Source organism: Neorhizobium sp. P12A, from assembly GCF_008365395.1.
Classification (GTDB): Bacteria; Pseudomonadota; Alphaproteobacteria; order Rhizobiales; family Rhizobiaceae; genus Rhizobium.
This window is the reverse complement of the sequence record NZ_QOVX01000002.1, coordinates 1,076,348-1,099,403: the sequence shown is the minus strand read 5'-3', so window position 1 is coordinate 1,099,403 and position 23,056 is coordinate 1,076,348. Positions and strand designations below refer to the sequence as shown.

The window sequence follows — 23,056 nt, the reverse complement described above, 5'->3', positions numbered from 1 at the left end:
GCTGCCTCGAAGTGACAATCGACTTCGATTCAACCAATCGCCTCATGCCTGGTTCGTCCCGGACTCACGTCCTGGCAGCGTTCTGTGCGTTCTGTGCGGCCTCGAAGACTTCGCGTGGGGACGTCGTACCCGCAACGTGCTCTGTACCCTCGGCTCCGAGGTCCATCCATCCTGCGTTCACGGCCTCAAACATTTCTTCGGCAGGCCCGGTGTGGCCCTTGGGGATACCGAATTGCTCGAACGCTTCCGCCCACCTTGCACGCGGGATGGCAAAGGCTTTCACGTCGAGCTTCAGGACTTCGCCCAGTTGCCCAGCGACCTGATCGGCACTGACCATTGAACCAAGCTCGATGATGCGCCGCCCTGTCCACGCCGGTCTGGTCAAAAGGGTTGCGACCTCCGCGCCGATATCTTTCGTGGCGACCATGGTCGATTTCCGGTCAGTCGGATTGTAGTAGACTGGCAGCGTTCCGCCTTGGGCAACGTGCAAGCCGTAGAGGAAGTTTTCGAAGAATCCGCCTGCACGCACGAAGGCGACGGGAGACGTCAGGTCGCGAAACCCTTGCTCCAGAAGCGACAGGGCTGTGATCATTCCGAGCCCGCTGGTTCTGTTCGCACCCATCGACGAGAGCGCTACCACTCGCGGCGGCGCTGCATTGGTGAGTGCTGCAACATAGTTCGCAATCATGCCCCGCGCTTCCTTGTAGTCAGGTGACGGCGCCCATACAGAAGGCAACATCACGAACGCACCTTCGGCGCCTTTGAGCGCCTGCTCGATGGCCGCCGCGTCATTCCAATCGCCGTCCACCAGTTCCACGCCCCGGTCAGCCCAGCTTGACGCCTTTTCGCGATTACGGACGAGTGCACGCACTTTCTGGCCCTGCGCCAACAGATGTTCCGCCGTTGCGCCACCCACTTTTCCGGTAATTCCCATGACTAAAAACATGCGTATTCTCCTGATTTCCTGGGACAAAGCGTTGCCCCCTGTTGTTTCAATGGATGAGCGGCAGAACGGCCCGGATACGGGGATCGCGAAGGTAGAGGCCGCCCCATGTCATCGCGCCCAGAAGCAGGGAAATAAGTTCCGGCGGCGATCCCAGTTCACCGACGCGGACATGGGCGCAGATCGCGCCTCCTAGAAAGCCGGTCACCAGGATCGCGCCGAGGACGGCGGTGGCCGGAATCGCGTAAAGGATGGCGCAGACGAGTATGATCGGACCCACGATGCGGGTCAGATCCATCGCGAATCCGGTTTCCTGCAGCATGCTCGCGATCTGTGCCGGCGCGAAAAGCTGAATAGTGCCGTCTGCTATCAAGGCGACGACGACAAACGCACTCACTATCCGCCCGGCCCACGGGGCGTGATCCCTGGTCATAGCGTCAGGCACATGATGGTGGTTCATAGTTTCGGACATTGTCATTCTCCGATGGGGATTTTGATATGCGAAACTTACTGTGTCTCCCAGATGTGATAAACACCAAGGAAAGGAACTCACCGTTCTCTCAGAGGAGAACAATACCGAGGCAAGGAAATGCAGAACCTCGAACCCATACTTATATTCGTAACGATAGCGGAAATGGGGAGCTTCACCCGCGCAGCCGATAGCCTGGGCATTCAAAAGGGACGGGCGTCAACGGCGGTCCGGAAGCTGGAAGAAGATGTCGGGGTCAGACTCCTGCATCGGACGACGCGCAGCGTGCAGTTGACGGAGGACGGACGGGCATTTCATGTCCGCGCCCGCGCTCTGCTTGCCGAAGTCGATGACCTGCACTCGATGTTCGCAGGCGATCGCGTGGCGCTCCGCGGCCGTCTAAGGGTGGATTTTCCGACCGAGGTGGCGCGGATGACGATCGTGCCGGCCTTGCCGGATTTCATGGTGGCTCACCCGGAGTTGGAGCTGGAAGTGTCGAGTAGCGATCGGCAAGTCGATCTGGTTCAAGAGGGATTCGACTGTGTACTGCGGCTTGGACCCATAAGGGACGAGACGCTGATTGCCCGTCCACTGGGCCTGTTGCGCATGGCCAACGCTGCCAGTCCGGCCTATCTGGCCCGCCACGGCGTTCCTCGATCGCTGGAAGATCTTAAGCGTCAGGAACATCGGACAATTCATTTTTCAACGATGCTGGGCGCAAGACCCTATGGATGGGAATATCCGGACGGCGACGGCTACGCGACGCTTCAGCTTCCAGGGACGCTACACGTCAACAGCGCGCAAACCTATGAAGCCGCGGCCCTTGCTGGCCTCGGCCTGATCCAGGCGCCACTCTTGGGGATCGGTCGATACCTGGAGAGTGGAGCGCTTGTGGAGATCATCCCCGATTTGCGTCGCCGGGCGCTCCCCGTGTCCCTCGTCGTAGCACATCGGAGCAATCTGTCGCGCCGAGTCCGCGCATTCATGAAATGGATCGAAGGTGTGCTCACGCCGTATCTGGAATAGCGTGACGAACATTTTCCTCTGGCTCTCCAAATCAACATTGTGGGGGTATGTCTGGCCGTTATCGGACGGCGCACGATTTCGACTAGCCGGCCGCCGGCGGCCCCGTGGGGCGGTATCGCCGATCAGAGCGCACCGATATCCTGTAGCTTCTTCAGCACGGCGACATCGGGTTCGCCGGTTTCGGGCAAGCGATAGTGCTTCTGGAAATGCCTGATCGCCGCCTTGGTTTGATCGCCGGCCACGCCGTCGATGCTGACATTGCTGTAGGCGATATTGCTCAGGCCCTTCTGGATCTGCATCACCAGCTTGGCCGTGTTCGTGGGATCGGACGAATTGATCGGATCGGTGGGCGGCTTCTTCGGCGAAGAAGCGGTCTTGACGTTCTTTTCCGCGCTCATGATCGCGGCTGCGACCGGATCGACAGCGACAGCCTTGGAATGGAGGTCCACCGGCGGGCGTTCGGCCGGGACGGTAGCCGTCGGCTTGGCGCTTGCGGTGTCGGCCGCAATCCCGCCAGTCTTGTCGCCGACCTGCAAGGCGGCCAGCAGTTCGGGGCTTGCTTCGCCTGTCTGGGCGAGGCCCGCGGTTTCCTGGAAGAAGATAATCGCAGCTGATGTGCGCGGCCCCATCACGCCATCGGCATTGCCGTTGTAGAGGCCGCGGCGACCCAGCGCTGCCTGCACATCGGCGACAAGCTTGGCTGCAGGCGTCGTGGCGGCAGCCGTCTGTCCGGCCGGCCCAGAGGCTGCAGCCGGGGAAGTCGCCGCATCCTCATCAGGACGCTCGATGCGGAACGTGGTGACGTCGGCGGGGTTCTGCTTCTGCATGCTGAAGAAGGGTCGGCGGCCGAGCGAATTCGGCGAGGACGGGTCGCGCGTGCGGAAGAAGGGCGACGGATGCGTGCCCGGCTGATACCAGAGGGCATTGGCAGCGACGAAACCGAAGATGACGGCAAAGGCCATGGCGCCGCCAGCGATCGACGGATAGCGGCCGATCATGCCGCCGAGCGCGCCTGCGCCGCGCATGCCGAGGACCCCGAGCATGCCCGCACCGCGCAAGCCGAGCGTCCCGACCGCGACTGCCCCCTGGGAGGCCAGTCCCGGCTGACGCCGCTTGCCCTTTCCCTTAGGCGATTTTCGCTTCCGCGTGGCCATCTACGTCTTCCTTCATGCCGCCATATGTCGTGCGGTCTTCTGAAAACTCCATTGCATTTCTGAGGCGTGGGGGGAAATCCACAGTCTTGTCCTGGTATCCCTGCTGACGCTCCGCGCCCACGGCGCCCGATCCGTCCAGTGGGATGAGAATGGTGATCGCCGTCCCTTCGCCGGGGGCACTCGAAATGGTGAAGCTGCCACCGTGCAGCGCCACAAGGCCCTTGACCAGCGACAGGCCGAGACCCGTGCCCTCGTAACGGCGGGTATATTCGTTCTGGATCTGCACGAAAGGCTGGCCGAGATTGGCGAGCTTGTCGGCCGGGATGCCGATGCCGGTATCGCTGACGGTCAGCTTCAGCATGTCGCCTGATGCCGCCGCATCGACGCTGACGACGCCGCCGGCCTCCGTGAACTTAATAGCATTGCCGACGAGGTTGATGAGAACCTGCTGGAGGGCGCGCTGGTCGGCCACGACCTCGCCAAGGCCGCGCTGGACGCGGCTGGTCAAGGTGAGGCCCTTTTCCTTCGCCTGCAGGCCGAGCATGGCCTCGCATGCCCGTATGGAAGCGCCGATCGAGAAGGGCTCGACCAGCAGTTCGTAGCGGCCCGCCTCGATCTTGCTCATGTCGAGCATGGTGTTGACGACGGAGAGCAGATGCGCGCCTGATTGACGGATCAGCCCGACATATTCGCGCTGGCGGTCGTTTTCGAGCTTGCCGAAATATTCTCCGATCAGAATGTCGGAAAAGCCGAGGATGGCGTTCAGCGGCGTGCGCAGTTCGTGGCTGACGGCAGCCAGGAAGCGGGATTTCGCATCATTGGCCGATTCGGCTTCCGATGCCTTGCGGGCGGCCTCTTCGCGCAGGTACTGCTCATGGCTGACATCGCGCGATTGCGTGACAATGCTGCGCAACGCGCCGTCAGCATCGCGTCTGGCTGTCATGTCCACACGAATATGGACGAATTGATCCCTGTCGGCGCCAACGGTGTAGCGCTCCAGGCGCAGGTCGATCGTCAGGGCGTCGCGGCCCTGCCGCAGTTCATCGATCGCCTGGAGGAAGACGATACGGTCGGAAACATGCACCTGCTCGATGAAGCCGCGACCGCGCGGGCTGCGCATCCAGGCAAGGAATTCGGCGCGGTCGCGGCCACCTGTTTCGGTGACATTGGCCTGCGGATCGAAAATGAGCACGAGGCCGGCGGCGGCTTCGAGCATCAGCTCTTCCTGCTGTTCAGCGACGGCAGGCGCGATACCCGGCAGCGGCTTCTGGCGCGAAAGCGCGATTCCGCCGACGGATGAAAAGAGGAAGGCGGCGCAGACGGTGGCAACGCCGGCGGGCAGTGCCACGGCAGGGCTCGTGATGAGGGAGAGGCCGGCGGGAACGACGAGCATCGCCGCCGACGACATGAGGGCAAGCCGGCGCAGGATCGCGAGTTCCCGCTCGCGCACCTCGCCGTTACCACTCGTGCGTGCGAGCCAGCTTCCGCCTGCCCTATCCACGAGGGCAACCGCCCTGCCAACAATGTCACTCAATACGCGCAAACTAGACTCGCACAAACGCCATTTAACGGGCCGACAATAGGCCTTCGCGGCTTAAAGAAAGGATAAGGTGAGCGGGCGCCAGGGCCGCGAAAAAGGCCGAAAATCCCATTTTGAGGCAAGGACAAGCGGCTTTGTCTCTTGTGGTTAATGGGGGGTAAGCGACGGATTTATCTTGCATTTCGGCTTTGCGTTAACCTTTGTGGCAGTCGCGCTCCGCAATAGTCCCGGCTTTTCAGGCAAGGCCCTGCCCACATGCTTAACAGCAGTCGCTACAATTTGACGAAAATGCGTCTCAAATGCCGATAATTCGAATTTGAGCCAAATTTGCCGAAAATACGTCCCAGTTTTGAAAAACGATGTCAGCATCTACCGCGTAGGGTTCAATCAACGCCGGACAAACCGGTTCGATTCGGCACCAAGACCGAACGATAAGACAGGATGGGCAACACGATGTGGTTTCTGATCAAGACGGCCTTCTGGTTCTCGCTGGTACTGGTGCTCCTGCCGGTCTTCAGCTCGCAGAGCACGTCCAGGCTTGAGAGCGATCCCAAGGTGCAGGTTTCCGATGCGGTCTCGGCTGCAACCGGCGCGTTTCAATATGTGAGTGCCCTCTGCTACGAACGCCCCGACGTCTGCGTGAAGGGTGGGGAGACCCTGACCGCACTTGGCTACCGGGCCCGCGAAGGCGCCCGCGTTGCCTATGAATTCCTCGATCAGCAGCTCGGCAATGGCCAGTCCGGCAATAATAAGGTCGGCGAAAAGCTCGCCGCCGCCGCCGCGTCGCTGAAGATCGACCCCGCAACCATCAGCAAGATCGAGCAGGCAGCGGCATCGCAGCCGATGCCGGCAAAGATTGCCCCCAGCGAAACCGCCGATGCTGTCGTGACCGGCACGGTCTCGCATTCCTTCATTCCGGTGCCGCTGCCGAAGCCCGCCATCTGACATTTCTTGAATTACCTCTTGGATCTCCGCCTGATGCGGCATCCGCAAAGCTTCATCGGGCCGGCGCAAGTGCCGACCGACCCGATGCGTGACGTGCCTGCCTGTTGACTTTTTCAGCTTGTTGCTGCGCCGTGAGGGAGCCATCCCCCACGGCGTTCTTTTTTGCATCGGGTTCAAATTCCTTCGGATATGACCTATATGCGGAGCGTAGACAGACAGGACCGGCATGATGGCGACGCTTGAGCAGATCATTGAAGACTTTTCCTTCCTCGACGATTGGGAAGACCGCTATCGCTATGTGATCGAGCTCGGCAAGGCGCTGCCGCCCCTGCCCGAAGAGAAGCAGACGCTGGAAAACAAGGTGATGGGCTGCGCCAGCCAGGTCTGGCTTGTGACCCATACATTGGGCAATCCCGATGATCCTGTCATGACTTTCGAGGGTGATTCCGACGCCCATATCGTCCGCGGCCTCGTCGCCATCGTCCTTGCCACCTATTCCGGCAAGCACGCCTCCGAAATCGCCAAGCTCGACGCGATCGAGGTCTTCGGCAAGATCGGGCTGGTCGAGAACCTCTCCACCCAACGCGCCAACGGCCTGCGCTCGATGATCAAGCGCATTCGCGAAGAGGCGATGCTCAGGGCTGCCGCATAGGCCTTCATTGCTATGTGCGCCGGAAACGGCGCGCTCGTTTCTTGCAAGCTTGCTGTGCTGATCCTATTCTGTTGACGGACCCGGACGCGAGTAGCATCCGTTTCGTCGGCAACGCGTCCGTATAAATATAAAGATCCGGCAATAACCTCGCGTGGGCTCATGTGGAGATCAAAATGGCGGACACGCGCGAGATCGATTCCATCAGAACCCTGCTGAGTTCCAAGCCCCGGCCGGTCGGCTGGGCCGAACGGCGACAGCGCCTTGACGAGGTCGGCGCGATCTGGCCCGTCGCCGACGATATCAAGCTTGAACGTGTGGATCTGGGCGGGGTTTCCGCTGAATGGTCGATCGCGCCCGGCAGTGACGCATCCCGCGTCCTGATGTTCTTTCACGGCGGCGGTTATTGTTCGGGCTCGATCATCAGCCATCGGCGCCTGGTGACGGAGGCCGGGCGGGCGGCGGGAGTTCGAACTTTGGCTGTCGGCTACCGCCTGGCACCCGAGAACCCGTTTCCCGCAGCGCTCGACGATGCGACGGCTGCCTGGCGCTTCCTGCGCGAGAGCGGCATTGCGGGCGAAAGCATTGCCGTGGGCGGAGACAGCGCCGGCGGCGGACTTACCGTCGCGCTGATCAGCCGGCTGCGCGATGCGGGGGAAGCGTTTCCCGCTTGCGGCTGGCTGATATCGCCCTGGACCGATCTGACGATGTCGGGCGGGACTCTGACCACGAAGGACGCGGTCGATCCGCTCATTCATAAAGCCTATCTCCACGAGCTTGCCGACGCCTACCTGCCGGCTTCGATCGATCCTAGGGACCCGCGCGTTTCGCCGCTCTACGGCGAGTTGAAGGGTCTGCCGCCGCTCCTCATCCAGGTGGGCTCGGCCGAAACGCTGCTTGCGGACGCGACACGGTTCACAGCCGCTGCCGGCGAGGCCGATGCGCCGGTCACGCTGGAAATCTGGCCTCAAATGATCCACGCCTGGCCGCTCTGGAACGCCAGGCTGGAAGCCGGACGCCAGGCCTTGGCATCCGCCGGACGATTCCTGAGCGCCCATATTGGACGGACGGACGATCGACCATCGTCTGAGGCGACAGGTTGAGAAAGAAATAGCAGATCCGCGTTTATCGCACAGGATCGAACCGGCTGACCTCGAGGCCGTTGCCGACAGGCAGGAGGACGCTCGAAATGCCCGGCTTCGCGCGAACGGCGACGCCATACTGCTTCACATAGTCATCTCCGGGCCAGATCATGTTGTCGGCGACGATGATCGCGCCCGGATTGAGCTTAGGATAGAAACCCTCCAGGCATGGCAGATAGAGATCTTTCCAGAGATCCACGAGCACGAAGTCGATGCCATGCGACAACTCGGCGATCATCTTGACAGCATCGCCCACCCTGAAGTCGATGTGCTTCGCCAAGCCCGCCCTCACTGCCATATCGCGGGCGTAGGCAGATTTATAGTCGTGCAGTTCCATGGTGATCAGCCGGCCTGAAGAGGCGCGCGCCGCCTCCGCCAGCCAGATGCCGGAATAGCCGAAGGAGGTGCCGAGCTCGAGAATGGTCGGCTTACCCAGGCTTTTTGCAAGGATATTGATGAACTGACCGGTCTCGGGACCAACAGCGCGCATGCGCCTGTCCTGTCCGCCATCGCGACCGCCGGGAGGGACTTCGGTTGAGCGGCTCTCCTCTTCCACGATCATCTCGTGATAAACGTCGAGCACGGCCTTGATCTGATCGTCCATGGCTTCCTCTTGAGATCTCTGGCGACATCTGGCCCGAGCCGGAGCGACGGGGCGAACTGTCTCTCTGGGAGCTATATAGGCACCTTTCGCCGACGGCATCCCTCCAAAGCAAGGAAATGCCGTCTGCTAAAGCTCAGGCCGATAGTCATCCGTACCCCAATGCTGCATCTGATGCGTCCGCCGCGGCGGCGGGGCATAGTGCCGGGACAGGGCCATCAGCGCGGTGCGGAGCATCAGCTTTGCCGAGCGGGCTGGCCATTGGCGCTCGCGTTCCACCGTCTCCAGTCCCTTCATGAAGCAGCAGACATCAAGGGCGACGCCTGACAGTTCCGGCCCCATGGCTTCGATCGCACGGTTGACGGCAAGCCGCGAGGCAACAGCGCTGTCGGCGAGATCCGCCATGCCGCCGCGTCCGCGCTTGCCATGCGATGAGAGACGCGGCTCCCAGGAGGCCGTGACTCTCGGCTGAAGCTGGGCGCGGGTAAAATCACTTGCCAGATGCTCGCCTGCCGCAATCGCCTCCGCCGGCAGAAAAGGCGATCCGTCGCGATCCCTGAGGCGGGAGAGCGGGCCGAGCGGCGATTCGGACAGATTGACCCGCACCTTCTGCCGCCCGCCGTCGATGTCGATCGTCCCGCTTTCGATCTCGCCATGCTGGGCAAGGAAAGCCTCCTCCTTGTCAGCGGCTGCGCGCCGCAGGAAGGCGCGTGCATCCTTCGTGAGCTTCAACTGGGTTCCCCTGCGGGAGATGAGGCCGAGAGCTGCGGCGCGCTCGACGACCTGGGGCCGAAACACCTGGCTGCGGCCCTCGGCGGTTTCGATATCGACATTCCCGTCATTCCGCATGCCGACGACGGCATCGCTGCTGCCCAGCAGTTTCAGCAGGCGTAGCAGTTCTTTCCTTTCGCTTGCCACTGCTGCCTCATTCATGCGCTGCACTCCCCGAAGTGCTGAAAACGGACGTTACGATGCGCTCCACAGCGGCGACGAAATCGTCGAAGGCAGGATCGTCGCGACGGTCTTCCACCACATGGCAGGCATGGCCGACCGTGGTGCGATCCCGGCCGAAGGCAAGGCCGATCTCGTGAAGCGGGATCTGCAGGGCGACGTGGCAGACATACATGGCGATCTGGCGCACATGGCAGAGCGTGCGGCGGCGATCGCGCCGCAATTGCACGCGCGCGCCGACAAGGGCGACCATCTCGCTTGTCATGTGGCCGACGATTCGGCAGATGCTGCGCACCGGGAGGGAAGAAGGACGCGGGATCACCGCGGCCTCATCACTCAAGAGCGCCTCGTCGCTCGGGGTCGCAAGGGACGAAAGGACGGGCGGCGCCTTGGGCGACCCGGCCTTGCCGACCGGGTTTTTATTGAGGGTCATATCAACTACTCCTACGAAATAGGAATTAATTCATACACCCTAGAGCACGAATGGGGACGAGCGGAACAAGCCAACCACAACTTAACATTGTTTTCTTTGGTATTTTCCGCATATCATGGAAAATATATGGGACTATTTTCCTCTTTCAGTTCCCTTGAGGCCGGCACCGACAAACAAAAAACCGGGCACGAAGGCCCGGTTTTAAGACATTCTGAATGCGATGCGCTAATCAGCGGCCGCCGCGCTTGCGACGCTGGCCGAGGCCCATCTCCTTGGCGAGGCGCGAACGGGCTTCCGCATAGGCGGGCGCGACCATCGGATAGTCGGCCGGCAGATCCCATTTCTCACGGTATTCCTCGGGCGAGAGGGTGTGGTGTGTCATAAGGTGACGCTTCAAGGACTTGAAGCTGCCGCCGCATTCCAGGCAGGTGATCTGGTCGTCCTGAACGGATTTGCGAACCGAGACGGCAGGCTTCTGCTTTTCAATCACGGTGACTGCAGGGGCCGGCGTGGACGTATTGCTCAATGCGGAATGCACGTCGGAAATCAGATTCGGAAGGTCGCTTACCGGAACCACATGGTTGCTGACATAGGCGGCGACGATGTCCGCGGTCAGTTCAACGAGTAAATCCGGCCCGTTGCCAAGAGCCACATCTGTCATAGTTTTCTCCTGTTCATATGCTTGCCCAGGCAGACCTTCCCTTCAAAAGGTCTGCCTAAATTCGTAGCGTTTTCCAGCAAAGAGAAGAGAAATTCACAGCCATTCTGGAACCCAGATGAAATCCACCCCTAGACTTCAAGCAGTGAAACCTACTTCCATACCGTCCGATGAGAGAATCAGCAGAAGCGGCATTGCGCCGCTCTCCTGCTCCGGAACAAAGCCTCAGACCTTGCTATTGTTTCAAGAAACATCCAAGCATCTGGTACTTAATGCCGGCCTGTAATAACTCAACATCAGAACTCTACTTGAATCTGAATTAGCATTCTTTCTGCAAATGTCCAATTATTATTTCTACCAGTTCTTGGCAAAATTTCTCACATATTAAGATCTCATAATTAAGATCGCAAATTTGCATTCCCTTTACAGACAATGAAATCGTTGCGAATGCTCAGTTTCGCAAAGCATAAGTTTTATTTTTCGTTCAGATCATCGCGCACGGATTGTGACGACAAAGAATAGCCTGCCTTATAGGCAGATCTGGCTAAAAGATGGGCTGAAAGCGGCGCGGTCAAGATAAAAAATAGAATACCTGTCATGGCCCGAACGAAGATCGGCAAGCCTTCAGCCGCGATCCCCACCGCGAGCAGCAGCAATCCCGAACCGACCGTGCCGGCCTTCGAGGCTGCGTGCATGCGGCTGTAGGTATCAGGCAGACGAACGATGCCGATCGCGGCGATCAGGCAAAAGAGCGAGCCGGCGAGCAGCAGCGCAGACACTATGAATGCCAGAACGATCTCCATCATGCCTTTCCCTTGCTACCTTGGCCTCTGCCGCCTTGGCCCCTGCGATTCGCGACCTTGCGCATATTCCTGGCTTTTCCCTGTCCTTTTCCGACCTTCTGCGTAACCGTTTTTTCTCCGTGACCCCTGCCCGATTGCGGCGCCTGTGCCAGAATGAAGCGTGCAAAAGCGACGGTTGCAAGAAAGCCCACCAGTCCGAGCGCGATGGCGATATCGATATAGAGCGCAAACCCCGTCTTGACGGCGATGACAGCGATGAAGCCGATGGCGACGGCGACAAGCATATCGAGGCCGAGGACGCGATCGGGCAATGTCGGCCCGGCAACCACGCGAAAGATCGTGACCAGAAAGGCGAGCCCGAGGATTGCCAGCGAGAGCGTTGCCGCAATGGAGATTATGCCTGAAGGCGTCATTGGAATGCCTCCCGTATCTTCCGCTCGAATCCGTCTGCGATCGACCGTCTCAGCCCGTCCGGATCGGAGCAGTCGAGCGCATGCACATAAAGCGTCCTTCGATCCTCCGATACGTCGACCGACAGCGTGCCCGGCGTTAGCGTGATGAGGTTTGCGAGCAGCGTGATCTCGAAATCGCTGTCGACGGTCAGCGGAAAGGCGAAGATGCCGGGCTTCACCACCATGTTCGGCCGCGTGACCGTCATCGCCACGGCCCAGGCCGATTTCAGAAGCTCGCGCAGGAAAAGAATGGCGAGCGACAGGATGCGCCATATGCGTCGCAAGCCCAGTCGGCCGCCATAGGGAACTCCGACAATCGCGAGTACCGCCGCCGAAAGGACGAAGCCAAGCAGGAGATTGGGAACGGAGGCGCTGCCTGTCATGGCGGCCCAGACGATTGCCAGCAAAAGGCTGAGGGTCAACGAAATCATTGCCCTCCTCCCGGAAAGACGGAAGCCAGATAGGCGGCGGGATCGGTCAGGTTCCTCGCAGCACCTTCGGTCAGGTGCAGAAGCGGCTCGGGAAACAGACCGACGGCGATAATAAGCGCGGTCAACGCTCCGAGCGCACCCATCTCCTGCCAGGCCGGCGATTGCGCGGCCGCGCCTGTGTGCGTCTGCCCGGTTGCGACGGGGATCTGGCGCGGACGCCAATAGGCGAGCAGGAAAAGCCGGCCGAATGCAATCGTATTGAGGAACCCGGTGAGGAGAATGATCCCCGCCAGCCAGCCCGAGCCGGCATCGAGTGCCGCCTTGACGAGGATCACCTTCGGCCAGAAACCGGAAAAGGGCGGCAGGCCGGACGCGGCAAGGAAGAGAACCAGCGAAAGCCCGGCGAACCAACCGCTTCTCCGCCAGAGACCGCCGAGCTCGATTACCGAATAGCTGCCGCCGAGCCTTGCTGCCTCACCGGCCACGAGATAGAGCGCCGTCATCAGGATGATGGAATGCAGCGCATAGACGATCGCCCCGTCGATGCCATCCGCCCCTCCGAGCGCGATGCCGGCCAGCATGTTGCCGATGCCCGAGATCACGACATAGCCGAAGAGCCGGCGCATGTCGGTTTCGGACAGCGCGCCGAGCGCGCCTACGATCATGGTCAAGCCTGCAACCATGCCGACCAGCGAAGCGAGTTCGGCCCGCTCGACGGGAAACAGCATGACCAGAACCCGGATCATCGAATAGATGCCGACCTTGGTCAGCAGCCCGGCAAAGAGCGCCGAAACCACGATTCGCGGTGTATGGTATGACGCCGGTAGCCAGAAATTCACCGGAAAGGCCGCCGCCTTCATGCCGAAGGCGATGAAGAAGAGCGCGGCGAGCGTCATCAGCGGCGCTGTGCCGCCGAACTGTCTTGCCTTGGCGGCGATATCCGCCATGTTGAGCGTGCCGAAGATCGCATAGAGATAGCCGACTGCGATCAGGAAGATGGTCGTCGCGATCAGGTTCAGCACCGCATATTTCAGCGCGCCATCGATCTGTTCGCGTTCGGAGCCGAGGATCAGCAGGCCGAAGGACGAGATCAGCAGCACCTCGAACCAGACATAGAGATTGAAAATATCGCCGGTCAGGAAGGCGCCGCTGACGCCGGCAAGCAACAGCATCAGGAACGGATAGAAGCCGTAGCGACGGCCCACGTCCTCGATATCGCCGAGTGCTGCGACGGCTGCCGCAAGCCCTACGATAGCCGCCGCCAGCGCCATCAGCGCGCCGAAGAGATCGACCGTGAACGCGATCCCGAAGGGCGGCAACCAGCGGCCCATGACCATCGTCACAGGACCTTCGTTCGCCACCCGATAAAGCAGGCCCGCATCGATCAACACAAGCAGGACAAGGCCTGAAATCGCGATCCAGCCGTGGAGGCTCGTGCGGTCTCTCAGAATGAGGAGAAGGGCGCCGAGGCCGACGCAGAGCACGACGGGGAGGACGACCAGCCAGTTGCCTGGTGGCACCGGCGCGGTGATCATGGCGGCGGAGAGATCGATGCTGGCGGGAGTGGCCATGTCAGGCGGCCTCCTGCAATGTGTTGGTGCATCTGATCAGTCCTTCGCGGGAGCTACCCCCCTCTGCCCTGCCGGGCATCTCCCCTACAAGGGGGGAGATTGATATGCCGCACTGTCTCGCCCACTCCTCACCGCCCAGCCTAGCTGCTCTGTCCAATGCATATGGAGCAAGACCGGTAGCATCCGTGATCTCCCCCCTTGTGGGGGAGATGCCCGGCAGGGCAGAGGGGGGTGTGTTGCGCATTCCCATCCTCAATACCCCATCGGCGGCAGGGGCCGTTCCCGCGGTTCGGCAGTGCGCATCTGGTCGGTGTTGTCGGTCTTCAGCGTCTGATAGGCGCGATAGGTCAGCACCAGCAGGAAGGCGAGCAGCGAGAAGGATATGACGATCGCGGTCAGGATAAGGGCCTGCGGCAGGGGATTGGCCGCATCTGATGGCAGCGTGTCCATGCCTGCCGGAATGATCGGCGGCACTTCGCGCGTCACGCGGCCTGCTGTGAAGAGCAGCAGGTTGACCGCGTTGCCGAGAATGGCGATGCCGAGCATCAGGCGGATCGTCACCTTCGACAGCATAAGATAGAGAGCGGCTGCGAAGAACAGTCCGACGAGGATGGCGAGAACCGGCTCCATCATTCAGCCTCCTGTTCTTCCAGCGCAAGCGCGATCGAGGTGATGGCGCCGAGAACGACGAGATAGACGCCGGTATCGAACAGCAGGACGCTCGAAAGCGGCACTTCGACGCCGAACAGGTGTGGATAGATGCCGAGGCCCGTCATGAAGGGCACTCCTGACATCGCCGACAGCAACCCGGCGACGGTCGCCGCCAGCAGGCCGAAACCGGCAATGGTAAGCGGATGAAAGAACAGAATGCAGCGCACGGCGGTAACCCCATGTGCGATCGCGTAGATGGCGAAGGCGGAGGCTGCGATCAGCCCGCCGATGAAGCCGCCGCCCGGCTCATTATGCCCGCGCAGCAACACGAAGACGGAAAAAAGCAGCATCAAGGCAGTCAAAAACGGTGCGACGGTGCGGAAGATGGGCGTGTTCATCAGCGCTTCACTCCGATGTCGGCCGGATGATCCGGCGCGTCATCCACCAGCTTGCGCTCGGTGCCGGCCTGCAACCGGACCAGCGCCAGAATGGCAAGGCCTGATATCGTCACCACGGCGATCTCGCCGAAAGTGTCGGTGCCGCGGAAGTCGACGAGGATGACGTTGACCACGTTGGCGCCGTGCGCGATCAGCTTGGAATAGTGGTTGAAGAAATCCGTCAGCCTGGCGTCGAGGGGAGCCTCGGTCGTTCGCATCAGGAACAGGGCGAAGCCGAGACCGCAGGCGATAGCAATCGTGGCATCGACAACCATCCGCGCCGGCGGCCGGCGATCGGTGACGGACAGTTTCAGCCGTGTCATGACCAGCGCCAGGATCACCACCGAAAGCGTTTCCACCATGAACTGGGTAAAGGCGAGATCAGGCGCCCCGAAGAGCAGGAAGATCAGGGCGACAGCAAAGCCCTGGATGCCGAGCGAGACAATCGCCGTCAGCCGATCCCTTGCGGCAACGACTGCGGCAAGGCCGATGACCGATATCAGGAAGATCGCCGCCTCGTGCCACTGGATATCGACCGGCCAGGAGGGCATCGACGGCAGTTCGCCATATTGGAAGGCGGGGATGAGCAGGGTCGCGCCGAGGCAGACGAACGTGACCGTGGTGTAGGTCCTGAGCCGCCCCGGCTGCAAAAATCGCGTGACCGCATAGGCAAACGTCACCAGGCCGCCGATGAAACTATCGAAGCCGTGGTTCGGCCCTGGACCCAGCGCGCGCATCACGATCGACATTGCGAAGCGGGCACGATCGAGCTGCCAATAGACGACGATGCCGATCACGACTGTCAGCAGCGAGAGCGCGAGCGGCAGGCCGAGATGTGGTTCGAGCGAAATCGAGATCGTCGTCTCCCGCCCCTTCACCGCTGTCGCCATCGGCGACGAGACATAGGCATGGGAGAGGTTCGAGAAGAGCGCGAAGGCAAGGCCCAGCAACGCCAGCACAACCGGCCCGAGCCATAGCAGCGGCGGCGCCTCGTGCGGCTTGTTCGGCGTTTTGCTCAATGTGCCGAGGAAAGGTTTCAGCGCCACGGCAAAGGCGACGGCAAACATCAGCGCATTGCCGATAACGGCAACTACAGTGAAGGTGATCGAGCGGAGATCGCCATGGGCGAGCGCCGTATAGATCTCCTCCTTGGCAAGGAAGCCGAAGAAAGGCGGCAGGCCGCCCATGGATATGGCAGCGCCAAGCGCCGTCACGAAAGTCAGCGGCATGGCGGCGCGCAGACCGCGCAGCCTGGTGATATCGCGCGTTCCTGTCTCATGATCGATGATGCCTGCGACCATGAAGAGCGCACCCTTGAAGAGCGAATGAGCAACGAGATAAAGCACTGCCGCTTCGACGGCATAGGGCGAGCCGAAGCCGGTCAGCATGACCAGCAGGCCGAGCGAGGAGACGGTCGTATAGGCGAGCTTCAGCTTGAGGTCCGTCTGGCGGATGGCAAGCAGCGTGCCGACCAGCAGCGTTGCGCCACCGAAAACGGGCAAGATGATTTCCCAGGCCTCTGTTCCACCCATGACCGGGTTCAGCCGCATCAGGAGATAGACGCCGGCCTTCACCATGGTCGCGGAATGGAGATAGGCCGAAACAGGTGTCGGCGCTTCCATGGCGTTCGGCAACCAGAAGTGAAAAGGAAACTGCGCCGATTTCGTAAAGGCGCCGCCGAGTACAAGGATCAACACCACCAGATAAAGCGGGCTGGCGCGTAGCCGATCGTCCGATGTCAGCAGCTGCGACAACTCCGTGGATCCCGTCAGGTTCCAGATCAGCAGCAGCCCGGCAAGTAGCGCGAGACCGCCTCCGCCCGTCACGACCAGCGCCTGCAGCGCTGCGCGGCGAGAGGCCTCGCGCCTGTGATCGAAGCCGATGAGCAGGAAGGAGGTGATCGAGGTCAGCTCCCAGAAGACGAACAGCATCAGCAGGCCGTTCGATACGACAAGGCCGAGCATCGATCCCATGAAGAGAAAGATGAAGGAGAAGAAGCGGCCCTGATCGGCATGACCTTTCAGATAGCCGCCGGCATAAAGCACGATCAGCGCGCCGATGCCCGTTATCAGCAGCGCAAAGGTCAGGGACAGGCCGTCCAGCAGCCAGGAGAAACGCAGGTCGAGGCTGGGCACCCAGTCAAACCCGGCGACGACGGATCCTCCACCGGCAATTGCGGGCAGGAAGGTCGCGAAATGGAGGAAAGCGAGTGCCGGGACAAGCGCCAGCAACCAGGCGGCGTTGTGGCCGAGCGCACGCGTCAGCGCCGGCGCAACCACAGCGCCGAGAAAGGGCAAACACAAGGCTAGGAACGTAAGGCCCGCAAACCCGGCCATATTTCCTCCTGGAGCACGGAATCAGGCAAATCAAACGTTCTTCCGGGATAGGGAAAGGGTGACGCTCGCTCAAGGGCCGAGGTCAATAAAGCGGGGTATAACCCCGGAAATCGACCATAGACCCCCTGCTACCCAGGGGTGAACCTCACACCGGCATCAGGATTCGCAACGCTTCGCCACATTGTTTGACCAAAAGCCGGGCACACTCCTTTCGCCGGTAGGGAAAAAGGGGCCCATGTCATGACCGTCACAACGATCTATCCCAAGGTCGAGAAGACCGATTCGGAGTGGAAACAGCAACTCACGCCCGAGCAATACCGCATCACGCGCCAGCACGGAACGGAACGCGCCTTCACGGGTCCCCACTGGGACTCCTTCGAGAAAGGCCTTTACCGATGCGTCTGCTGCAACGCGCCACTCTTCAGGTCCGACACAAAATTCGACTCGGGTTGCGGCTGGCCAAGCTATTTCGAGCCGGTCTCATCAGGCGCTGTCACCGAACACAACGACACCTCGTATGGAATGGTCCGCACCGAGATCCGCTGCGGCACCTGCGACGCCCATCTCGGCCACGTCTTTCCGGACGGCCCGCCGCCGACGGGGTTGCGCTACTGCATTAACGGGCACGCGATGGTGTTCGAAGCAGAGGCAGCAAACATGGATGAGCCAAGCCGGGATTGCGCCTAAATTATTGGAACCGGGGCAAAGAGATGATCGAATAAAACAGCTCCTTTGGCTGTTCACTTCCGGTCGCGCGCATCGTGCGCCGACTGCAAGAAGGGATCGACCTCACATGTTGCTGAAAGCCATCTCCTCCATCGCTTTGCTCGCCCTAGTCTGCCTTGGCGTTTCCGCCTGCACGACTGCAGGGGGCGGCTCCAAGCCCGCGCAAACCGCAGGGTCGACGGGCGGCGGCGGATACTAAGATCTGATTGCCGCTTCCTTGCGGATATAGATCATCGATGCGATCCGGCGTCAGAAAGACGGCTTCCCGGCGGATGGCGGATCGCCTTGCCTTATCCTGCCTAAGACTGCCTCGGGGACAGCATCGAATGCTGTCTCATGCCATCGACAATCTCCTCCGCCGCGAGCCGGCCCATCAACGGCGCGAGTATGACGCCAGGATGGCCCACGGCTACATAAGCGCCCTCGACGTCGGGCAGGAAGCCCAGTCTCGGCAGGCCATCGGAAAATATCGGGCGTTGGCCAACGACCGCTTCGACGAGATGCATGTCATCCGGCGCTGCGAAGCGTTTCCTGATCTTCGTAAGCGCCCGCTGCCCAACTGCAGCGGGCGAGTTTTCCTCCGCATCGTCTCGATAGGCTGCGGCAACGAAAAGCGAATGATCGTGCCATTGCCTGACCTCGAGGCCGGGACCGCAAAGGATGCGGTTGATGAACGGCGCTGAAGCGGAATAGCGCAGTAAGACTGCCGGCGAGCTTTCGACGCCGATATCAGCGCCAAGTGCCGAAGCGAGTCTGCCTGTCGCGACGCCGGCAGCCAGCACCACGATATCAGCCGACTGGGAGCCACTTGTCGTCCGGACGCCCGTCACCTTGCTGCCTGAAGTCTCGATGGCGATTATCGTCTCGCCGAAATGCGCCGTTGCTCCAGCGGCCTGCGCGTCTTTTACGAATGCGTCCGTCAATGCCGCCGGGGACAGGGCGAGATCGCCGGGTGAATAGGCGGCGCATGGCGGAACGTCGCGCAGATGCGGCTCCAGTTTCGCGATCGTCACGGCATCCACCAGCTCGACGCCTGCCCCTTCCGCCTGATGCTCGCGGATCAGTTCCTCGGTTTCTTCCGCAGTCTCCAGCCAAACCAGCGAGCCGGGCCTGATATCGCAGACGGCATCGGGAAGGACCGTGGCCAAACGCCGGTATTCTTCGACGCCGTCGCGCCGGAGACGATAGTCCTCCGGACGGGTTGCGGGAGAGCCGTTGATGAAATTGATCCAGCCGAATGCACGGCTTGTTACGCCGGATGCCGGTCGCGGGCCTTCATCGAACAGATGCACGGATGCGCCGCGACGGGCGAGATGCCAGGCGATGGCAGCGCCGACGACACCCGCGCCGATGACGGCAATGCGTAAGCCTTGTTTCGTCATCGTCATACCCCGTTGGTCGCCGGCCACTTACAACCAGCGCGGGATAACGATCGCATATGACATATGAATGACGGACCTGCGGCCTATCGGGCTTTATCGATGCGCAGTTCCATGCAGGTCAGGTCCAGCCAGCGGCCGAACTTGATGCCCACTTCGGAAAAGGTGCCGGCGATGCGGAAGCCGAGCTTTTCGTGCAGGCGGATGGAGGCGGTGTTTTCCGCTTCGATGCCGGCGATCATGACGTGGATTTCGGCAGCGGCTGCCCGAACGATCAGTTCGCGCATCAGCCCCTCGCCGATGCCCAGACCACGGCAATCCTTCTCGACATAGACGGAATGTTCGACGGTGTGGCGATAGCCGTCGAAGGCGCGCCAGTCGCCGTAGGAGGCATAGCCGGCGACCTTGCCGTTGCGTTCGGCGACGATGACGGGAAAGCCCCTGCCCTTGCGCGCCTTGAACCACTCGCGGCGGTTTTCGACGTCGACCAGCGTCTCGTTCCAGATCGCGGTCGTGTGCTCCACGGCGTGATTATAGATGTCGCGGATCTCCGGTAGATCGGCTTCGGTGGCATCGCGCAGCAGCACGGTCTGGTCCATGGATCGGTCCGTCATCTTAAATTGGAATATTCGGCACATACGCCGCGAAATCAGCGAAGTAAATCAGCTATTTCCGCATGGCTCGCAATCAAACTGTAATCTTTTTGAGCTAAGTTTGTAACGTTCCCTAAATCGGCACGAGATTCTTGCTCAGAAATGCGCTAGTTTCGTGCCGATACCCCTCTTCGCCTCCCGGTAATTGCAATGCTTCCGCGCATTCTGGCCATCCTGCTGCTTTCTGCCGCTCCGGCTTTTTCGGCCGATTGGTGGCCCTATGACAATGTGCGCTACGGCTACACGATCGAGCTGCCGCCGGAATTTGGTCTTTCGATCTATCCCGACAGTGGTGACGGGCTGACGCTGACGCCGGCCGACCAGTCTGCCAGGCTTAGGGTCTTCGGTACAACCGTGCTCAACGGCGACCTGGCATCGGAAGCAAAGATCCGCATGGCGGTCGCCAAGGTCGACGGCTGGCAGATCTCCTATTCGAAGCTGAGTTCGCACGGCGCAAGCTTCTCCGGCATCCGCCAGGACCGTATCGTCTACGTCCGCGGCGTGGCGCTCTGCAACGGCGGCGCTGCCTTCTTCCAGATCGATTATGCGAAGGCGGACATGCACCGTTTCGACGCCGTGGTCATGCGGCTGGTGCGCAGCCTTCAGCCGATCACGAAATGCACCAACAGCACGCAGGCTTTCAAACATTTGCCTGCGACAGGCTGAAACAAGTCAGCACTGCAGAGTAATGGACCGCGGCTGCGGCAACGACGAAGCCGTGCCAGATGGCGTTCTGGAAGCGCAGCTTTTCCCAGACATGGAAGATGACGCCGAGCGAATAGATGACCCCGCCGATCAGGATCAGCGCCATAGAGGTCGTGGGTATGCGCGAGGCGACAGGTTCCGCAACCAGGATGCCGCTCCAGCCCATGGCGAGATAGAGCAGAATCGCCAGCCGATCGTAACGGCCGGGAAAGCAGCATTTCAGGCAGATGCCGGCCGCCGCGAAGAGCCAGATCGCAATCAGCATGGCGCGTAGCAGCGGGTCGTCGGCGCCGCGTTCCAGAAACGGCGTATAGGTGGCGGCAATCAGCACGAAGATCGCCGAATGATCGAAGCGCCGCAAGATCCATTTCGTGCGCGAAACCGGCCAGATATTATAGGAAAAGGACATGGCCAGCGTGAGGACCAGGCCAAGGCCATAGATCCAGGCAGCCGCGATCTCGCCATAGGAACTCCAGACCGTTGCATAGAAAATGAGGACGGTGGCGCCGATGACAGCGAATATGACACCCACGCCATTGACGATGGCGTCAGCGATCAGCTCATACCTGTCGTAAGCCCAGCGGATTCCGTTGAACTCGGTCATGCGCGCCATTCCCTTCGATCCTTTTGGATCGTTGCATCTCTTGAACGGCAAGGCAACGGGACGCGGCGCCGGACGCGGTAAAACTTCGTGAACGGCTGTCTCAGTGCCGATCGATCAGGACCGAGCACCGGGCGTGGCGAACGATCCGGTCGGCATTCGCTCCGAGAAAGTAGTTGGAAATATCGGGAACATGCGACCCGAGCACGATCAGATCGGCATCGCGTTCGCCGGCCACCGTCAGGATCGCTGAAGCGCATTTTCCGGCGCGGACCTCCACGACGGCGCGGATACCGGTCTTTGCGCAGAGCTCCTCGAGCTTCTTTTCCGCGGTCATGATGGCCCTGTCGACATAGTCCTGGGCCAGATCGGCAACGAGATAGCCCGGCACGTCTTCGATGACGCTCATGACAATGACTTCGCCGTCTTCGTCCGCCAGTGCGTCAGCCCGACAGAGAATCCGCTTTGCCCTGTCCATCTTGGCGATATCCACCGCAGCGATGATCCTTTTATACATCTGAAATCCCCATGCCTTTCACCGAAAACGTCTTTGCGATTAGACACCGAAGACGGCGATAATTCCATAATAAGAATCGAATCTACCCCGGATGTTGTCAACGAATAGTGGACGCTTCATCATCAAAAAGCAGGCTTCTGTGAACAATCAAAATCCGGCATAAAGATTCCAAGTACAGCGGGCCAATGGAACTTGAGGGGATAGAACCGGCGCCTATTTACAGGCCTGCCACAGGCGACATGCTTGTCGCCCGCGCCGGTCCCTCCCCCTTCACAACGGCGGCCCCACAACAGCGGACAGAAACGATGACCGAACACGAAACCTCCTATGCACTGACGCGGCCCGCCTATGTCGGCCAATCGCATCTTGTGATGACGGACCTTGCTCTGGTCTCCGGCTTCTACCAATCGATGCTGGGGTTGAAGGTCCTCGAAAAGACGCCGAGCGGCGAAGTGCTTGGCGTCTGCGGCCAGCCTCTTCTGACGCTGACGACGGATGCGAATGTCCGCGCTGCGCCAAGGAATGCCGCCGGTCTCTTCCACACCGCTTTCCTGCTGCCCGATCGCGTCGAGCTTGCCCGCTGGCTGCGTCATGCAGCGCACAACAATGTCGCGCTCGAAGGGGCTTCGGACCACCTCGTCAGCGAGGCGATCTATCTTTCCGATCCCGAGGGCAACGGCATCGAAATCTATGCCGACCGGCCGCATGAAAAGTGGAAGTTCCATCAGGACGGCATGGTGGAGATGGCAACGCTCAGGCTTGACCTGCAGGCACTCTACAACAGCGCGCCCGACGACAGGTGGGACGGCATGCCTGACGGGTCGGCCATCGGCCACATCCACCTTCAGGTCGGCAACATTCCGGAGGCAGACGCCTTCTATCGCGACGTGCTGGGGCTCAAGCTGATGGCGCGCTATCCCGGCGCCAGCTTCTTTGCGACCGGCAGCTACCATCACCACGTCGCCGCCAATATCTGGAACAGCCGCGGCGCCGGCGTTCGCACCGAGCATATGACCGGCCTCTCCGACTACACGCTGCGCTTCAACGACAAGACCGCGCTCGACAAGGCGGTTGCGAAGCTCGACGAACTCGAAATCAAGAGCGAGAAGCGTGACAGCGGCGTCTCGCTCAGGGATCCCTGGGGTATCGGCCTGACGCTGACGGCGTAAGACCGATCGGAGCGGCCACACACCGGCCCTTTTCATCCTGCCCTAACGTCAACCGACTTCCGCGGCTAGACGTCATCATCTGGTTGTAATAAACTTCTAATACTCATTTCCTCA

The 23,056-nt window shown here is 60.8% G+C and carries 26 protein-coding genes; 7 read left to right on the top strand and 19 right to left on the bottom strand.

What is annotated here, in order from left to right:
* Positions 1–64 precede the first annotated feature (64 nt).
* Together DTW90_RS11435 and DTW90_RS11430 are read right to left on the bottom strand one after the other, a co-directional pair.
* A complete protein-coding gene (locus DTW90_RS11435; protein WP_149338294.1) occupies positions 65–946 on the bottom strand; it encodes an NmrA family NAD(P)-binding protein in 882 nt (293 codons plus the stop codon).
* Positions 947–992: 46 nt separating this feature from the next.
* Positions 993–1,415 (bottom strand): DoxX family protein, encoded by a 423-nt coding sequence (locus tag DTW90_RS11430; RefSeq protein ID WP_149338293.1) that lies wholly within the window; start codon positions 1,413–1,415, stop codon positions 993–995.
* Between the two features lie 117 nt (positions 1,416–1,532).
* Between DTW90_RS11430 and DTW90_RS11425 the strand changes: the two genes are divergently transcribed.
* The gene (locus tag DTW90_RS11425; protein ID WP_132517499.1) at positions 1,533–2,438 is read left to right on the top strand and encodes a LysR substrate-binding domain-containing protein; all 906 of its coding nucleotides are present in this window, start codon (positions 1,533–1,535) and stop codon (positions 2,436–2,438) included.
* 122 nt (positions 2,439–2,560) lie between these two features.
* On the opposite strand, the gene DTW90_RS11420 is transcribed toward DTW90_RS11425, so the two are convergent.
* Entirely contained in the window at positions 2,561–3,592 is a 1,032-nt protein-coding gene (locus tag DTW90_RS11420; RefSeq protein WP_149338292.1) for a peptidoglycan-binding protein, read from the bottom strand.
* On the bottom strand, positions 3,564–5,135 hold the full coding sequence (locus DTW90_RS11415) for a HAMP domain-containing sensor histidine kinase (RefSeq protein WP_132517503.1): 1,572 nt from the start codon (positions 5,133–5,135) through the stop codon (positions 3,564–3,566). Before DTW90_RS11415 ends, DTW90_RS11420 begins: the two co-directional genes overlap by 29 nt.
* 438 nt (positions 5,136–5,573) lie before the next feature.
* Between DTW90_RS11415 and DTW90_RS11410 the strand changes: the two genes are divergently transcribed.
* The 3 genes from DTW90_RS11410 to DTW90_RS11400 all read left to right on the top strand — a co-directional run bounded on the left by DTW90_RS11410 (position 5,574) and on the right by DTW90_RS11400 (position 7,829).
* A complete protein-coding gene (locus tag DTW90_RS11410; RefSeq protein WP_246664923.1) occupies positions 5,574–6,077 on the top strand; it encodes a DUF5330 domain-containing protein in 504 nt (167 codons plus the stop codon).
* 229 nt (positions 6,078–6,306) lie between these two features.
* Positions 6,307–6,729 carry a SufE family protein gene (locus tag DTW90_RS11405; RefSeq protein WP_132517507.1) on the top strand — a complete coding sequence of 141 codons (423 nt, stop codon included), beginning with the start codon at positions 6,307–6,309 and terminating at the stop codon, positions 6,727–6,729.
* 173 nt (positions 6,730–6,902) lie between these two features.
* Positions 6,903–7,829, top strand: a complete 927-nt coding sequence (locus DTW90_RS11400) for an alpha/beta hydrolase (RefSeq protein WP_149338290.1) — start codon at positions 6,903–6,905, stop codon at positions 7,827–7,829.
* A 22-nt stretch (positions 7,830–7,851) separates the two neighbouring features.
* Here DTW90_RS11400 and DTW90_RS11395 read toward each other — a convergent pair whose 3' ends face one another.
* The 11 genes from DTW90_RS11395 to DTW90_RS11340 all read right to left on the bottom strand — a co-directional run bounded on the left by DTW90_RS11395 (position 7,852) and on the right by DTW90_RS11340 (position 17,192).
* The gene (locus DTW90_RS11395; protein WP_132517511.1) at positions 7,852–8,472 is read right to left on the bottom strand and encodes a class I SAM-dependent methyltransferase; all 621 of its coding nucleotides are present in this window, start codon (positions 8,470–8,472) and stop codon (positions 7,852–7,854) included.
* A 126-nt stretch (positions 8,473–8,598) separates the two neighbouring features.
* The gene (locus tag DTW90_RS11390; RefSeq protein WP_132517513.1) at positions 8,599–9,402 is read right to left on the bottom strand and encodes a DUF6456 domain-containing protein; all 804 of its coding nucleotides are present in this window, start codon (positions 9,400–9,402) and stop codon (positions 8,599–8,601) included.
* The gene (locus DTW90_RS11385; protein WP_246664922.1) at positions 9,395–9,853 is read right to left on the bottom strand and encodes a helix-turn-helix domain-containing protein; all 459 of its coding nucleotides are present in this window, start codon (positions 9,851–9,853) and stop codon (positions 9,395–9,397) included. The genes DTW90_RS11390 and DTW90_RS11385 overlap by 8 nt, the downstream gene beginning before the upstream one ends.
* 229 nt (positions 9,854–10,082) lie before the next feature.
* Positions 10,083–10,514: a MucR family transcriptional regulator gene (locus DTW90_RS11380; RefSeq protein WP_132517515.1), complete on the bottom strand. Its 432-nt coding sequence runs from the start codon at positions 10,512–10,514 to the stop codon at positions 10,083–10,085.
* Between the two features lie 470 nt (positions 10,515–10,984).
* Positions 10,985–11,317 (bottom strand): monovalent cation/H(+) antiporter subunit G, encoded by a 333-nt coding sequence (gene mnhG, locus DTW90_RS11375; protein ID WP_149338288.1) that lies wholly within the window; start codon positions 11,315–11,317, stop codon positions 10,985–10,987.
* Positions 11,314–11,727, bottom strand: a complete 414-nt coding sequence (locus tag DTW90_RS11370; RefSeq protein ID WP_149338286.1) for a cation:proton antiporter — start codon at positions 11,725–11,727, stop codon at positions 11,314–11,316. Before DTW90_RS11370 ends, mnhG begins: the two co-directional genes overlap by 4 nt.
* Entirely contained in the window at positions 11,724–12,197 is a 474-nt protein-coding gene (locus DTW90_RS11365) for a Na+/H+ antiporter subunit E (protein WP_149338284.1), read from the bottom strand. The genes DTW90_RS11370 and DTW90_RS11365 overlap by 4 nt, the downstream gene beginning before the upstream one ends.
* Positions 12,194–13,768, bottom strand: coding sequence for a Na+/H+ antiporter subunit D (locus tag DTW90_RS11360; RefSeq protein ID WP_149338282.1), 1,575 nt, complete (start codon positions 13,766–13,768; stop codon positions 12,194–12,196). The genes DTW90_RS11365 and DTW90_RS11360 overlap by 4 nt, the downstream gene beginning before the upstream one ends.
* Before the next feature lie 252 nt (positions 13,769–14,020).
* Positions 14,021–14,398: a Na+/H+ antiporter subunit C gene (locus DTW90_RS11350; RefSeq protein WP_149338450.1), complete on the bottom strand. Its 378-nt coding sequence runs from the start codon at positions 14,396–14,398 to the stop codon at positions 14,021–14,023.
* Positions 14,398–14,817, bottom strand: coding sequence for a Na(+)/H(+) antiporter subunit B (locus tag DTW90_RS11345; protein WP_149338280.1), 420 nt, complete (start codon positions 14,815–14,817; stop codon positions 14,398–14,400). Before DTW90_RS11345 ends, DTW90_RS11350 begins: the two co-directional genes overlap by 1 nt.
* Positions 14,817–17,192 carry a putative monovalent cation/H+ antiporter subunit A gene (locus DTW90_RS11340; protein WP_149338279.1) on the bottom strand — a complete coding sequence of 792 codons (2,376 nt, stop codon included), beginning with the start codon at positions 17,190–17,192 and terminating at the stop codon, positions 14,817–14,819. The genes DTW90_RS11345 and DTW90_RS11340 overlap by 1 nt, the downstream gene beginning before the upstream one ends.
* Positions 17,193–17,432: 240 nt before the next feature.
* On the opposite strand from DTW90_RS11340, the gene msrB reads away from it, so the two are divergent.
* Entirely contained in the window at positions 17,433–17,879 is a 447-nt protein-coding gene (msrB, locus tag DTW90_RS11335) for a peptide-methionine (R)-S-oxide reductase MsrB (protein ID WP_132517529.1), read from the top strand.
* A gap of 338 nt (positions 17,880–18,217) precedes the next feature.
* Here the strand turns inward: msrB and DTW90_RS11330 are convergent, their stop codons facing one another.
* Both DTW90_RS11330 and DTW90_RS11325 read right to left on the bottom strand, forming a co-directional pair.
* The gene (locus DTW90_RS11330) at positions 18,218–19,300 is read right to left on the bottom strand and encodes an FAD-dependent oxidoreductase (protein ID WP_188079919.1); all 1,083 of its coding nucleotides are present in this window, start codon (positions 19,298–19,300) and stop codon (positions 18,218–18,220) included.
* Between the two features lie 83 nt (positions 19,301–19,383).
* Complete coding sequence (locus tag DTW90_RS11325) at positions 19,384–19,896, bottom strand: GNAT family N-acetyltransferase (protein ID WP_132517533.1); 513 nt, start codon at positions 19,894–19,896, stop codon at positions 19,384–19,386.
* A 204-nt stretch (positions 19,897–20,100) separates the two neighbouring features.
* Here DTW90_RS11325 and DTW90_RS11320 point away from each other — a divergent pair, with 204 nt between their 5' ends.
* On the top strand, positions 20,101–20,616 hold the full coding sequence (locus DTW90_RS11320) for a hypothetical protein (RefSeq protein ID WP_132517535.1): 516 nt from the start codon (positions 20,101–20,103) through the stop codon (positions 20,614–20,616).
* On the opposite strand, the gene DTW90_RS11315 is transcribed toward DTW90_RS11320, so the two are convergent.
* Together DTW90_RS11315 and DTW90_RS11310 are read right to left on the bottom strand one after the other, a co-directional pair.
* Positions 20,591–21,268 carry a hemolysin III family protein gene (locus tag DTW90_RS11315; protein WP_132517537.1) on the bottom strand — a complete coding sequence of 226 codons (678 nt, stop codon included), beginning with the start codon at positions 21,266–21,268 and terminating at the stop codon, positions 20,591–20,593. The genes DTW90_RS11320 and DTW90_RS11315 overlap by 26 nt on opposite strands.
* Before the next feature lie 91 nt (positions 21,269–21,359).
* Positions 21,360–21,773, bottom strand: a complete 414-nt coding sequence (locus DTW90_RS11310; RefSeq protein WP_132517539.1) for a universal stress protein — start codon at positions 21,771–21,773, stop codon at positions 21,360–21,362.
* Positions 21,774–22,078: 305 nt separating this feature from the next.
* On the opposite strand from DTW90_RS11310, the gene DTW90_RS11305 reads away from it, so the two are divergent.
* Positions 22,079–22,942: a VOC family protein gene (locus DTW90_RS11305; RefSeq protein WP_149338275.1), complete on the top strand. Its 864-nt coding sequence runs from the start codon at positions 22,079–22,081 to the stop codon at positions 22,940–22,942.
* Positions 22,943–23,056 lie beyond the last annotated feature (114 nt).

What these genes read in the sequence shown, in the direction of transcription:
- DTW90_RS11340 (WP_149338279.1), bottom strand. Translation starts at nt 17,192, where the DNA reads ATGGCCGGGTTTGCGGGCCTTACGTTCCTAGCCTTGTGTTTGCCCTTT.
- DTW90_RS11410 (WP_246664923.1), top strand. Translation starts at nt 5,574, where the DNA reads ATGGGCAACACGATGTGGTTTCTGATCAAGACGGCCTTCTGGTTCTCG.
- DTW90_RS11390 (WP_132517513.1), bottom strand. Translation starts at nt 9,402, where the DNA reads ATGAATGAGGCAGCAGTGGCAAGCGAAAGGAAAGAACTGCTACGCCTG.
- DTW90_RS11330 (WP_188079919.1), bottom strand. Translation starts at nt 19,300, where the DNA reads ATGACGAAACAAGGCTTACGCATTGCCGTCATCGGCGCGGGTGTCGTC.
- DTW90_RS11305 (WP_149338275.1), top strand. Translation starts at nt 22,079, where the DNA reads ATGACCGAACACGAAACCTCCTATGCACTGACGCGGCCCGCCTATGTC.
- msrB (WP_132517529.1), top strand. Translation starts at nt 17,433, where the DNA reads ATGACCGTCACAACGATCTATCCCAAGGTCGAGAAGACCGATTCGGAG.
- DTW90_RS11420 (WP_149338292.1), bottom strand. Translation starts at nt 3,592, where the DNA reads ATGGCCACGCGGAAGCGAAAATCGCCTAAGGGAAAGGGCAAGCGGCGT.
- DTW90_RS11315 (WP_132517537.1), bottom strand. Translation starts at nt 21,268, where the DNA reads ATGGCGCGCATGACCGAGTTCAACGGAATCCGCTGGGCTTACGACAGG.
- DTW90_RS11310 (WP_132517539.1), bottom strand. Translation starts at nt 21,773, where the DNA reads ATGTATAAAAGGATCATCGCTGCGGTGGATATCGCCAAGATGGACAGG.
- DTW90_RS11385 (WP_246664922.1), bottom strand. Translation starts at nt 9,853, where the DNA reads ATGACCCTCAATAAAAACCCGGTCGGCAAGGCCGGGTCGCCCAAGGCG.
- DTW90_RS11425 (WP_132517499.1), top strand. Translation starts at nt 1,533, where the DNA reads ATGCAGAACCTCGAACCCATACTTATATTCGTAACGATAGCGGAAATG.
- DTW90_RS11380 (WP_132517515.1), bottom strand. Translation starts at nt 10,514, where the DNA reads ATGACAGATGTGGCTCTTGGCAACGGGCCGGATTTACTCGTTGAACTG.
- DTW90_RS11435 (WP_149338294.1), bottom strand. Translation starts at nt 946, where the DNA reads ATGTTTTTAGTCATGGGAATTACCGGAAAAGTGGGTGGCGCAACGGCG.
- DTW90_RS11325 (WP_132517533.1), bottom strand. Translation starts at nt 19,896, where the DNA reads ATGGACCAGACCGTGCTGCTGCGCGATGCCACCGAAGCCGATCTACCG.
- DTW90_RS11430 (WP_149338293.1), bottom strand. Translation starts at nt 1,415, where the DNA reads ATGTCCGAAACTATGAACCACCATCATGTGCCTGACGCTATGACCAGG.
- DTW90_RS11345 (WP_149338280.1), bottom strand. Translation starts at nt 14,817, where the DNA reads ATGAACACGCCCATCTTCCGCACCGTCGCACCGTTTTTGACTGCCTTG.
- DTW90_RS11400 (WP_149338290.1), top strand. Translation starts at nt 6,903, where the DNA reads ATGGCGGACACGCGCGAGATCGATTCCATCAGAACCCTGCTGAGTTCC.
- DTW90_RS11350 (WP_149338450.1), bottom strand. Translation starts at nt 14,398, where the DNA reads ATGGAGCCGGTTCTCGCCATCCTCGTCGGACTGTTCTTCGCAGCCGCT.
- DTW90_RS11395 (WP_132517511.1), bottom strand. Translation starts at nt 8,472, where the DNA reads ATGGACGATCAGATCAAGGCCGTGCTCGACGTTTATCACGAGATGATC.
- DTW90_RS11320 (WP_132517535.1), top strand. Translation starts at nt 20,101, where the DNA reads ATGCTTCCGCGCATTCTGGCCATCCTGCTGCTTTCTGCCGCTCCGGCT.
- DTW90_RS11370 (WP_149338286.1), bottom strand. Translation starts at nt 11,727, where the DNA reads ATGACGCCTTCAGGCATAATCTCCATTGCGGCAACGCTCTCGCTGGCA.
- DTW90_RS11365 (WP_149338284.1), bottom strand. Translation starts at nt 12,197, where the DNA reads ATGATTTCGTTGACCCTCAGCCTTTTGCTGGCAATCGTCTGGGCCGCC.
- DTW90_RS11405 (WP_132517507.1), top strand. Translation starts at nt 6,307, where the DNA reads ATGGCGACGCTTGAGCAGATCATTGAAGACTTTTCCTTCCTCGACGAT.
- mnhG (WP_149338288.1), bottom strand. Translation starts at nt 11,317, where the DNA reads ATGATGGAGATCGTTCTGGCATTCATAGTGTCTGCGCTGCTGCTCGCC.
- DTW90_RS11360 (WP_149338282.1), bottom strand. Translation starts at nt 13,768, where the DNA reads ATGGCCACTCCCGCCAGCATCGATCTCTCCGCCGCCATGATCACCGCG.